General features: G+C 42.5%; 9 protein-coding genes and 5 tRNA genes. All 14 read right to left on the bottom strand.

All coding sequences use genetic code 11. The annotated features are described in order from the left end of the window. Positions 1-105: 105 nt before the first annotated feature. The 14 genes from rpoB to trpE all read right to left on the bottom strand — a co-directional run bounded on the left by rpoB (position 106) and on the right by trpE (position 11,500). A complete protein-coding gene (rpoB, locus tag AC1M85_RS01405; protein WP_092766627.1) occupies positions 106-4,194 on the bottom strand; it encodes a DNA-directed RNA polymerase subunit beta in 4,089 nt (1,362 codons plus the stop codon). A gap of 305 nt (positions 4,195-4,499) precedes the next feature. Beyond that, positions 4,500-4,871: a 50S ribosomal protein L7/L12 gene (gene rplL, locus AC1M85_RS01400; RefSeq protein ID WP_035265942.1), complete on the bottom strand. Its 372-nt coding sequence runs from the start codon at positions 4,869-4,871 to the stop codon at positions 4,500-4,502. Positions 4,872-4,922: 51 nt separating this feature from the next. After that, a complete protein-coding gene (rplJ, locus tag AC1M85_RS01395; RefSeq protein WP_035265941.1) occupies positions 4,923-5,429 on the bottom strand; it encodes a 50S ribosomal protein L10 in 507 nt (168 codons plus the stop codon). Between the two features lie 301 nt (positions 5,430-5,730). Beyond that, entirely contained in the window at positions 5,731-6,426 is a 696-nt protein-coding gene (rplA, locus tag AC1M85_RS01390; RefSeq protein ID WP_035265940.1) for a 50S ribosomal protein L1, read from the bottom strand. Between the two features lie 3 nt (positions 6,427-6,429). Next, on the bottom strand, positions 6,430-6,858 hold the full coding sequence (rplK, locus tag AC1M85_RS01385) for a 50S ribosomal protein L11 (protein ID WP_004813566.1): 429 nt from the start codon (positions 6,856-6,858) through the stop codon (positions 6,430-6,432). A 115-nt stretch (positions 6,859-6,973) separates the two neighbouring features. Next, the gene (nusG, locus tag AC1M85_RS01380) at positions 6,974-7,507 is read right to left on the bottom strand and encodes a transcription termination/antitermination protein NusG (RefSeq protein WP_035265938.1); all 534 of its coding nucleotides are present in this window, start codon (positions 7,505-7,507) and stop codon (positions 6,974-6,976) included. A gap of 7 nt (positions 7,508-7,514) precedes the next feature. Beyond that, a complete protein-coding gene (gene secE / locus AC1M85_RS01375; RefSeq protein ID WP_035265936.1) occupies positions 7,515-7,955 on the bottom strand; it encodes a preprotein translocase subunit SecE in 441 nt (146 codons plus the stop codon). A gap of 77 nt (positions 7,956-8,032) precedes the next feature. Then, positions 8,033-8,108, bottom strand: a tRNA-Trp gene (locus AC1M85_RS01370). Positions 8,109-8,155: 47 nt separating this feature from the next. After that, positions 8,156-9,346: an elongation factor Tu gene (gene tuf / locus AC1M85_RS01365; RefSeq protein WP_481590120.1), complete on the bottom strand. Its 1,191-nt coding sequence runs from the start codon at positions 9,344-9,346 to the stop codon at positions 8,156-8,158. Positions 9,347-9,496: 150 nt separating this feature from the next. Continuing rightward, positions 9,497-9,571 (bottom strand) — tRNA-Thr (locus AC1M85_RS01360). A gap of 14 nt (positions 9,572-9,585) precedes the next feature. After that, positions 9,586-9,661, bottom strand: a tRNA-Gly gene (locus AC1M85_RS01355). Positions 9,662-9,695: 34 nt separating this feature from the next. Further along, positions 9,696-9,779: transfer RNA gene (locus AC1M85_RS01350), tRNA-Tyr, on the bottom strand. Positions 9,780-9,832: 53 nt separating this feature from the next. Next, a tRNA-Thr gene (locus tag AC1M85_RS01345) sits at positions 9,833-9,908 on the bottom strand. A 98-nt stretch (positions 9,909-10,006) separates the two neighbouring features. Further along, a complete protein-coding gene (trpE, locus tag AC1M85_RS01340) occupies positions 10,007-11,500 on the bottom strand; it encodes an anthranilate synthase component I (RefSeq protein ID WP_035270448.1) in 1,494 nt (497 codons plus the stop codon). Positions 11,501-11,522: the final 22 nt, after the last annotated feature.

Raw genomic sequence — 11,522 nt, 5'->3', positions numbered from 1 at the left:
TGGGTCACAAATATTGTTTTTTAACTGAATTGGTAATCTCCCCTAACCCCTCTTTTTTAAAGAGGGGGTTAGTCTCCCCCTTATCAAAGGGGGATTGAGGGGGATTTAGTCACCATTTTTCAGTTCAATGTTGATACCTAAAGAACGGATCTCTTTGGTCAATACGTTGAACGATTCAGGCATACCTGGGTCCATATAATGGTTACCATCTACAATGTTCTTATAGATACGGGTACGACCCTCAACGTCATCCGACTTCACAGTCAGCATTTCTTGAAGCGTATAAGCTGCGCCATATGCTTCGAGTGCCCAGACCTCCATCTCACCGAAACGCTGACCACCGAATTGTGCTTTACCACCAAGCGGCTGTTGCGTTACAAGCGAGTAAGAACCTGTAGAACGCGCATGCATCTTGTCATCAACCAAGTGGTTCAATTTCAACATGTACATGTAACCTACAGTTACAGGACGGTCAAAACGTTCACCAGTACGGCCATCATACAGTACTGTCTGACCAGTACGTGAAAGACCAGATAGTTCTAATAACTCTTTGATTTGACCTTCTTCGGCACCGTCAAATACTGGTGTTGCAAGTGGAACACCTTTACGGAGATTGCCTGAAAGTGCCAAGATTTCATCATCAGTTAAGCTATCAAGATCTTCTTGCTCGCCACCAACTTTGTTGTAAATCTTGTCTAAGAATTCACGAAGTTCAAGTACAGTACGTTGTTCTTTCAACATTTGATCGATCTTGTCACCAAGACCTTTCGCAGCCATACCCAAGTGAGTTTCAAGAATCTGACCCACGTTCATACGTGAAGGTACACCTAGTGGGTTCAATACGATATCTACTGGAACACCATTCGCATCATGTGGCATGTCTTCAACTGGCAAGATGTTTGATACAACACCTTTGTTACCATGACGACCCGCCATCTTATCACCAGGCTGAATACGACGTTTTACTGCTAGGTAAACTTTAACAACTTTCAATACGCCAGTTGTTAACTCATCACCTGTAGAAAGCTTGCGTTTTTTCTCAGCGAATTTCTCATCGATTTCAAGACTCTTCTCTTTCAAGAATACTTGAATTTGAGTTAAACGCTCCGCGATGCCTTCATCTACTGGTTGGATATCAAGTAGATCAACAAGTTCTAGATTTGAAAGAACTTCATCAGTTAACTTATCACCACGTTTTGTTGTACCGCCGCCATTAGACTCTTGACCATTCAACAAACGTACAACGCGCTCACGTGCAGCTTCTTCGAAGATTTTGTATTCTTCTTTCAAATCTTTACGGTATGCATCAAGTTGAGCTTTTTCAATCGCTTGAGCACGTTCGTCTTTCTCGATACCATCACGAGTAAACACTTGAACGTCGATAACTGTACCCTTCGTACCAGATGGAACACGAAGTGAAGAGTCTTTCACATCAGCTGCTTTTTCACCAAAGATTGCACGAAGCAATTTTTCTTCAGGAGTCAACTGCGTTTCGCCCTTAGGTGTTACTTTACCAACTAAGATGTCGCCAGCAGTTACTTCAGCACCGATATAGACAATACCTGATTCATCAAGCTTAGAAAGTGCAGCCTCACCTACGTTCGGGATATCAGCAGTAATTTCTTCTGAACCAAGTTTAGTATCACGCGCGACACAAGAGAGTTCTTGAATGTGAATAGACGTCAAACGATCTTCTTGAAGAACACGCTCAGATAATAAGATCGAGTCTTCGTAGTTATAACCGTTCCAAGTCATGAACGCGACACGCATGTTTTGACCAAGTGCCAATTCACCGCCATCAGTTGATGGACCATCAGCAAGTACATCACCACGACCAACTTTGTCGCCTAGGTTCACAAGCACTTTTTGGTTAATACATGTGTTTTGGTTTGAACGTGTGTATTTAATCAAGTTGTAGATATCTACACCTGCTTCACCCGCAACCATTTCATCTTCATTCACACGAATAACGACACGAGATGCATCTACGTATTCAATACGCCCGCCACGTTTCGCGATCACACACACGCCTGAATCATGCGCCACGTTCGCTTCCATACCTGTACCAACAAGAGGCTTGTCAGCAATCAGCGTAGGAACAGCCTGACGTTGCATGTTTGAACCCATCAATGCACGGTTCGCATCATCGTGTTCAAGGAATGGAATCAGTGACGCAGCCACAGAAACAACCTGCTGAGCAGATACGTCCATGTGCGTTACTTTTTCTGGCGGCATACGTACGAAGTCACCTTGGTGACGAACAGATACGAATTCTTCTGTTAAGTTGCCATCTTTATCCAATTGAGAATCGGCCTGTGCAATCACAGTACCTACTTCTTCAATTGCAGATAAATATTCAACTTCATCCGTTACACGACCATCAACAACTTTACGATATGGAGTTTCTAAGAAACCAAAGCTATTCGCTTTCGCATATACAGATAATGAGTTGATCAAACCAATGTTTGGACCTTCAGGCGTTTCAATTGGACAAACACGACCGTAGTGAGTCTGATGTACGTCACGTACTTCAAAGCCCGCACGTTCACGTGTTAAACCACCTGGACCTAATGCTGATACACGACGTTTGTGTGTAATTTCAGACAATGGGTTGTTTTGATCCATGAACTGAGATAACTGGCTTGAACCAAAGAATTCTTTGATTGCAGCCGCTACTGGTTTTGCGTTGATCAAGTCTTGTGGAGACAAATTATCTGTCTCTGCTTGTGATAAACGCTCTTTCACAGCACGTTCAACACGAACTAGACCAACACGGAATTGGTTTTCTGTCATTTCGCCAACAGAACGTACGCGACGGTTACCTAGGTGGTCGATATCATCGACTTCACCTTTACCGTTACGGATTTCAACCAGTGTTTTTAATACGTCAATGATGTCATCGTTTGAAAGAATACCTTCAACTTCACGTGACTTCTGATCTGTACCCACTTCGTAAGGACGACCCAAACGACGGTTGAACTTCATACGACCAACTGGTGATAAGTCATAACGTTCAGAAGAGAAGAACAAGTTATTGAATAAGTTTTCTGCAGCTTCTTTCGTTGGTGGCTCACCTGGACGCATTACCTTATAAATTTCTACAAGCGCTTCTTCACGACCAGAAGTCGTATCAGCACGTAATGAATCAGCTACGAATGAACCGCGATCGATGTCATTGGTATAAAGTAGGTTAAATTGCTTAACGCCGCCTTCAGCGATTTTAACCATCACTTCATGGCTAAGAACCGTGTTTGCAGCAATCACATCACCATTGTGTAATGTAATATCTTCAGCAGTAATACGCTCATATAAATATTCATCAGGTACTGGAAGTTTAGTTAAGCCTGCAGCTTCCATTTGACGAACATGACGCGCATTAATACGTTTACCTTGCTCAACAATTGTCTTACCGTCATTGTCTGTGATATCAAATTGTGCCATTTCGCCACGCAGACGCTCTGGAACCAAGTCAATTTGATAGCTGCCCATGTCTAGATATACAGGAACCTTTTCATAGAACATGTCTAGAATTTGTTCGTTTGTATAGTTCAAGGCACGAAGAATCACAGTCGCAAGTAACTTACGACGACGGTCAATACGAACGTATACTAAATCTTTAGCATCAAACTCAAAGTCTAACCATGAACCACGGTAAGGAATGATACGTGCTGAATAAAGCACCTTACCACTTGAATGCGTCTTACCCTTGTCATGATCAAAGAACACACCAGGTGAACGATGTAATTGAGATACGATTACACGCTCAGTACCATTGATCACGAACGTACCATTCTGTGTCATAAGTGGCATTTCACCCATGTACACTTCTTGTTCACGTACGTCTTTAATTGATTTCGTTTCGCGATCTTTAATGATCAAACGAATTTTTACGCGCATTGGTGCCGCATAAGTTGAGCCACGAAGAATACATTCGCGAACGTCAAACTCTGGTTTACCAAGGCTATACTCAACGAATTCTAAAGCAGCATTCCCAGAATAACTTTCAATTGGAAAAACTGAACGAAATGCGGCTTGGAGACCGATATCTTCGCGGTTTTTTGGTGTTTTGCCATCTTGAAGGAACGTTCTGTACGAGTCGACTTGAATCGCGAGCAGGTACGGAGCATCCATCACTTGGGGCAATTTACCAAAATTCTTACGGATCCGTTTCTTTTCGGTATATGAGTATGCCATCTGGAGTCCTCGGAAAGTAAACTAAACCCGCCTGCAGAACGGGTCTAGAAGGAATTACGCAGGTCGATATGACCACCACTTTGTTCAAATGCTGCAATGTTCAGTGGTATTAAAACGCTTAACAATATTTTTAAACATGGAAAAATATTGGTAAGCGTTTGATTTTATTCAATTATAGTTAGTATTGATGATTTTTACATCAAGTTAACAAAAATCGAGCCGATAATTGTAACGCAAAAAGGCTGATGACCCAAGAGCCATCAGCCAATTTTTGGGGTCAAATTAATAATGACCCCATGGCGAAATTACTTAACAGTAACTTGAGCACCAGCTTCTTCAAGTTTCTTCTTAAGTTCTTCAGCTTCTTCTTTAGAAACACCTTCTTTAAGAAGAGCTGGAGCGCCTTCAACTAAATCTTTAGCTTCTTTAAGACCAAGACCAGTAGCTTCACGAACTGCTTTAATTACAGCAACTTTGTTAGCACCGAAAGAAGTCAACTCTACATTGAATTCAGTTTGTTCTTCAGCAGCAGCAGCGCCAGCACCTGGAGCAGCAGCTACAGCTACAGCAGCAGCAGATACATTGAATTTCTCTTCAAAAGCTGAGATAAGTTCAACAAGTTCAAGAACAGTTTTTTCAGCAACTGCGTTTAAGATTTCTTCGTTAGTTAAAGCCATGAGAATAACTCCAAATGGATATTGAATGGTGTGGAAATTGATTTATTAAGCTTAAGCAGCTTCTGACTCGTTTTTCTCTTTGAGCGCAGTAATAAGGCGACCCAATTTCGAAATAGGAGCTTGAAGAACATTTGCAAGCATAGTAAGCGCTTTTTCTTGGTTCGGAAGGTTCGCGATTACGCTAACTTCAGCACCTTGATAAACCTTGCCATCGAATGCAGCAGCTTTAAGTTCAAATGCTTTATTAGTTTTAGCAAATTCTTCAAACAAACGAGCAGCTGCGCCCATGTCGTCTTCAGAAGTCGAGAAAGCTAAAATTGTTGGGCCAACAAGGTTGTCGTTCAAGATATCGAACTGAGTATCTTGAAGAGCACGTTTAGCTAAAGTATTACGCACGATACGTGTAGTAACACCTAGTTTACGAGCTTCAACACGAAGAGCAGTTAATTGCTCAACAGTTAAACCTTGGTAGTCAGCAACAACAGCAGTGAAAGCAGTAGAAGCAACAGCGTTAACTTCAGCTACGATCTGTTTTTTGTCTTCGATAAGAAGAGCCATTGTAAAACCTCCTAACGGTGATTTATGTACTCACGCGAAGTACACTCCCAGTTCGTTAACTCATCACTGAGTCAACACGCGGAGGATGAACTAAATCACACCACCGCGTCTACGCAGGCTGGAATATTAAGAGCGAAGCATAAAACTCCCCTCGCCTGAGGTCTTTGACGCTGATAAATTCTCATTTACCAATTCAAAGTTTGCCTAAGTTCGCAAGAAATCCAAAACCGGTATCTTGCGTAAGATTTGAAGCAGTGCTTCAAATCTTACTCAGGGCTTTAAAATTCTGTCTAAGTTAAACTTAGTTAGAAACGTTAGTTACATCAATAGTAAGACCAGGACCCATAGTTGAGCTTAAAGTGATCTTTTTGATATAAACACCTTTAGAAGTTGCAGGTTTTGCTTTCTTAAGGTCAGCTACAAGAGCTTCAACGTTTTGACGAACAGCTTCAGCAGTGAAACCTACTTGACCGATCGCAGCATGGATGATACCCGCTTTGTCTACACGGTAACGTGCTTGACCAGCTTTTGCATTTTTAACTGCAGTTGCTACGTCAGGAGTTACAGTACCCACTTTAGGGTTTGGCATTAAGCCACGTGGACCAAGGATTGTACCTAACTTACCTACAACGCGCATTGCATCTGGAGCAGCAATCACTACGTCAAAGTCAAGGTTACCCGCTTGAATGCTTTCAGCAAGATCATCAAAACCAACTACGTCCGCGCCTTCAGCTTTAGCAGCTTCAGCAGCAGCGCCTTGAGCAAACACAGCTACACGTACAGTTTTACCAGTACCTGCAGGAAGTGTAGTCGCGCCACGAACAACTTGGTCAGATTTACGAGGATCAACACCTAGATTTACAGCTACATCCAAAGATTCTTTGAATTTAGCAGCTGGAAGGCTAGAAAGTACTGCTACAGCTTCTTCCAAAGTATAAACTTTGTTCGCTTCTACAGCAGCTGCAATCGCTTTTTGACGTTTAGTTAATTTAGCCATGTCTTAAAGCTCCACTTCCAAGCCCATAGAACGTGCAGAACCAGCAATGGTACGTACACGCGCGTCTAAGTCAGCACCAGTTAAATCTGGTTCTTTAGTAGTCGCGATCTCTTCTAATTGAGCACGAGTCAACTTACCAACTTTAGTTTTGTTAGGTACAGCTGAACCCTTTTGGATACCAGCAGCTTTCTTAAGCAGAATAGCAGCAGGTGGAGTTTTCATGATAAATGTGAACGACTTGTCGTTGTACACAGTGATCACTACAGGAATCGGAAGACCAGCTTCAAGTTTTTGTGTAGCAGCATTGAATTCTTTACAGAATGCCATGATGTTTACACCACGTTGACCTAGTGCAGGACCGATTGGTGGAGATGGATTCGCTTTACCAGCTGGAACTTGCAGCTTGATATAGCCGTCAATCTTCTTAGCCATTTCAATTACCTCTGGGTACAAACGCCGATTAAGGCTCCCCAATATTTACAAGTAACGATACCGTTACAACAACAATGCCCGATTAATAAAATCGGGCGTTTTCAACCAATTCAGATTAAATTGTTTTTTCGACTTGGCGAAATTCCAATTCAACTTGAGTTGGTCGATTGAATACATTAATCGTCAACGTTAAGCGTGACTTTTCGTACTGAACTTCTTCCACCACACCTTTAAAGTCTGTGAATGGACCATCAGTAACCAATAATTCTTCACCTGGCTCGAACATTGTCTTAGGACGAGGTGCTTCGCCAGTATTGCGTACACGTGCAAGAATCGCGTCAGCTTCTTTTTGCGTAATTGGAGCAGGCTTTTCTGCCGTACCACCAATAAATCCGAGTACTTTTGGACATTCTTTAACAATGTGCCAAGTATCGTCATTCATTTCCATTTCAACTAACACATAGCCTGGAAAGAATTTACGCTCTGACTTACGTTTCTTACCATCCTTCATTTCCACCACTTCTTCGGTAGGAACAAGGACTTCACCAAAGCTATCGGCAACAGCGCTACGCTGGATTCGATCATTAAGCGAACGCATCACTTGTTTTTCATAACCCGAATAGGCATGAATAATGTACCAACGTTTCATAGCTCTTTTACCCGATAATAAACTTCATCAACCAACTAATAATGTAATCAAAACACCATAAACCAATAGCGGTGATTACAACAACAAGTAACACTTGCCATGATGCAGTTACTGTTTCTTGCTTTGTTGGCCAAATCACTCGACGCAGTTCAATGCGCGAGTCTTTCAACAAACGAACAAAGCCTTTGCCTTGATGGGTGGCGTATAATAAACCTAAAGCCACAACGATACAAGCCAAAATTACCCCAACACGCACCCAAATATTGTTTGCGGGAACCCAATATGCTGGAAGATGTTGATTTACCATAAGTGCACCAGCAAGTAATGCCAATGCAATAATCCATAAAATCACGTCAACTGGTGAACCAGATTTAACGACTTCAGCGGAATTGTTTCTTTGAGGAATTGGCGCGTCGCTTAATGCGTCACGCGATTTATCATTCGACATTTTTGTACTCGTCGTTGAATTCGCGACTTATTATATGACCAGTTTAGCCAGCATCAAGCTTTTTATCAAAAATAATTTGGCAGGCCAGGAGGGACTCGAACCCCCAACATTCGGTTTTGGAGACCGACGCTCTACCAATTGAACTACTGACCTATAACAAAACCGAGAATCGAAACTCTCGGTTTTCGTTTGTACTTCTATTATGCAGTTACTTTAGCAACAACACCAGCACCAACTGTACGACCACCTTCACGGATCGCAAAACGTAGACCTGGGTCCATTGCGATTGGGTGGATTAATTCTACTGACATTTCTACGTTGTCACCAGGCATAACCATTTCAACGCCTTCTTTTAATTGAATCGCTCCAGTTACGTCAGTTGTACGGAAGTAGAACTGTGGACGGTAACCGTTAAGGAATGGAGTGTGACGACCACCTTCTTCTTTAGAAAGTACGTATACTTCTGCATCGAATTTAGTGTGTGGCTTGATTGAACCTGGTTTAGAAAGTACTTGACCACGTTGTACGTCTTCACGCTTAGTACCACGTAATAAGATACCACAGTTCTCGCCCGCACGACCTTCGTCTAGAAGTTTACGGAACATTTCAACGCCAGTTACTGTAGTTTTAACTGTGTCTTTGATACCTACGATTTCAACTTCTTCGCCTACTTTCACGATACCAGTTTCTACACGGCCAGTTACTACTGTACCACGACCAGAAATAGAGAATACGTCTTCGATTGGCATCAAGAATGCCTGATCTACAGCACGTACTGGCTCTGGGATGTAAGAGTCAAGCGCTTCAACAAGAGCAACAACTGCATCTTCACCGAACTGACCAGCTTCACCGTTAAGTGCAGCAAGAGCAGAACCACGGATAACTGGAGTGTCATCACCTGGGAAGTCATAAGTAGAAAGAAGTTCACGAACTTCCATTTCAACTAGCTCAAGAAGCTCTTCGTCGTCTACAAGGTCACATTTGTTTAAGAATACAACGATGTATGGAACACCTACTTGGCGAGAAAGAAGGATGTGTTCACGAGTTTGTGGCATTGGACCATCAGTCGCAGCACATACAAGGATCGCGCCGTCCATTTGAGCAGCACCAGTAATCATGTTTTTAACATAATCGGCGTGACCCGGGCAGTCTACGTGAGCGTAGTGACGAGTTGGAGAATCGTATTCTACGTGTGATGTATTAATTGTAATACCACGTGCTTTTTCTTCTGGTGCAGAGTCGATTGCAGCGTAGTCTTTAGCTTCACCACCGAATTTCTTCGCACATACAGTTGCGATAGCAGCAGTTAAAGTTGTTTTACCATGGTCAACGTGACCGATTGTGCCCACGTTAACGTGTGGCTTATTACGTTCAAACTTAGCCTTAGCCATGAGATCTTCCTCGTTTACGTCGAACACAATTCTAAGATTGTTCAGTATCGACCTGTCGCCAAAAAAAATGACACTTTAAATACTTGAAAAGCAGACTAATAAGCCTGCTTTCTTTAAAACTTTGTAGAAATTTCTACTAAACTGTATATCTGGAGCTCTTATCGAGATTTGAACTCGAGACCTCTCCCTTACCAAGGGAGTGCTCTACCACTGAGCTATAAGAGCATTTAATACTTCGATGGAGCGGGAGACGAGGGTCGAACTCGCGACATGCAGCTTGGAAGGCTGCCGCTCTACCAACTGAGCTACTCCCGCATATTGGTAAGACACTAGATCGAAGTTTTAAAATTGGTGGTGAGAGAAGGATTCGAACCTTCGAAGCTTACGCGGCAGAGTTACAGTCTGCTCCCTTTGACCGCTCGGGAATCTCACCATTTACACTTACTTCAGTGTTGTTCTTTACTCGACTACTTAAACTCTCTAAGATGGTGCCGGCACACGGATTCGAACTGTGGACCTACTGATTACAAGTCAGTTGCTCTACCAACTGAGCTATGCCGGCGTTTCTTAGTGTTTCGTACGTTTCGTATCGGAACGGTGTGCAGTTTAGCAAAACTTGAAATCCGTGCAAGTGTTTTTTTCAAAAAAAACCCTAAAAACTCACAAAATCAATCCGTTTGATGATAATTCAACCGCTTTGATCACTGCGCGAGCTTTTATTTGGGTTTCATTCCACTCAGAATCAGGATTTGAGTCTGCAACAAGACCCGCACCAGCCTGTACATAAACCTTATTTTCGCGAATAACACAGGTTCTAATTGCGATAGACATGTCCATTTCACCATGCCAGCCTAAATAACCAACAGCACCGCCAAAAATTCCACGTTTTACTGGCTCAACCTCGTCAATAATTTCCATAGCACGAATTTTTGGTGCCCCAGAAAGTGTTCCTGCAGGGAATGTTGCTTTAAAAACATCCAAAGCATCTACGCCTTCCGCAACTTCCCCTTGCACATTAGAAACAATATGCATGACATGTGAATAACGTTCGATCACCATTTGATCAGTGACTTGCACTTTACCAATTTTTGATACACGCCCAATATCATTGCGACCCAAATCAATCAACATTAAGTGCTCTGCGATTTCTTTCTCATCGGAAAGTAAATCTTTTTCCAGCGCTAAATCTTCTTCTTTGGTTTTACCTCGTGGTCGTGTGCCCGCTAATGGGCGCACAGTCGCCACTCCATTTTCTAAACGCGATAAAATTTCAGGTGATGAGCCCACAATATAAAATGGCTTTTCATCACTAAGCGTCTTTCCTTGTACTAAAAACAGATATGGTGAAGGATTAAGATGACGTAATGCACGATATACTTGTAAAGGATCACCATCAAAGTCCGATACCATGCGATGACCAGGAACCACCTGCATCACATCACCCGCACGAATGTACTCTTTAACAGTTTCAATCGATTCTAAGAATTTTTCTTTACCTGTTAATGATTCAAAATGAGGGGCCGTGTGAGGCTTTGCCTGCAAGCTCACCGGTGTGGCAAGTAATGATTCAATTTCATCCAGCTGGCTTTGTGCTTTATCAAAAGCATCCGCATCCTGTGTATCCGCATGTACGATAATAAATAGCGTGTCTTTTAAATTATCAAAAACTACAACTGTTTTAGACAACATGAGCCATAAATCTGGCAATCCAACAGGATCAGCATCAGGAACGTTATTTAAGCGCGGTTCAATATAGCGTACCGCGTCATAACCCAAATAGCCCACCAAGCCCCCTGTAAAGTTGGGCAAATCTGGGAGTTCTGCTTTTGATGGCACTTTGAACTGCGATTGAAAGTCACGGATATACTGGAAAGGATCTTGACACTCAAACGATTCGACTTGACCATCAGCTTTCTGAATTGTTAACTGTCCTTCATTGCAAGAGAATACCGTTGACTCGCCCAGACCAATAATCGAGTAACGCGCCCAGTTTTCACCACCTTCTACAGACTCAAATAAATAGGCTTGTTGATGTTGTTTTAAACGTGCAAATACTGACAATGGAGTGTCAGTATCAGCTAAGCGTTGGCGATAAACTGGAATTAGATTAAAACCTTGCGATTGAAGCTGTTGAAATTGAGTTGATGTTGTCATGAGGAATTCTCTGTAGTTTTCG

This window comes from Acinetobacter sp. 24-47-64 (assembly GCF_057737055.1).
This window is presented reverse-complemented; position numbering and strand designations above follow the sequence as displayed.

Coding starts and splice junctions, on each gene's coding strand:
- rplL (WP_035265942.1), bottom strand. CDS start 4,871: ATGGCTTTAACTAACGAAGAAATCTTAAACGCAGTTGCTGAAAAAACT.
- secE (WP_035265936.1), bottom strand. CDS start 7,955: ATGTCGAATGATAAATCGCGTGACGCATTAAGCGACGCGCCAATTCCT.
- rplJ (WP_035265941.1), bottom strand. CDS start 5,429: ATGGCTCTTCTTATCGAAGACAAAAAACAGATCGTAGCTGAAGTTAAC.
- rplA (WP_035265940.1), bottom strand. CDS start 6,426: ATGGCTAAATTAACTAAACGTCAAAAAGCGATTGCAGCTGCTGTAGAA.
- rpoB (WP_092766627.1), bottom strand. CDS start 4,194: ATGGCATACTCATATACCGAAAAGAAACGGATCCGTAAGAATTTTGGT.
- nusG (WP_035265938.1), bottom strand. CDS start 7,507: ATGAAACGTTGGTACATTATTCATGCCTATTCGGGTTATGAAAAACAA.
- tuf (WP_481590120.1), bottom strand. CDS start 9,346: ATGGCTAAGGCTAAGTTTGAACGTAATAAGCCACACGTTAACGTGGGC.
- rplK (WP_004813566.1), bottom strand. CDS start 6,858: ATGGCTAAGAAGATTGACGGCTATATCAAGCTGCAAGTTCCAGCTGGT.
- trpE (WP_035270448.1), bottom strand. CDS start 11,500: ATGACAACATCAACTCAATTTCAACAGCTTCAATCGCAAGGTTTTAAT.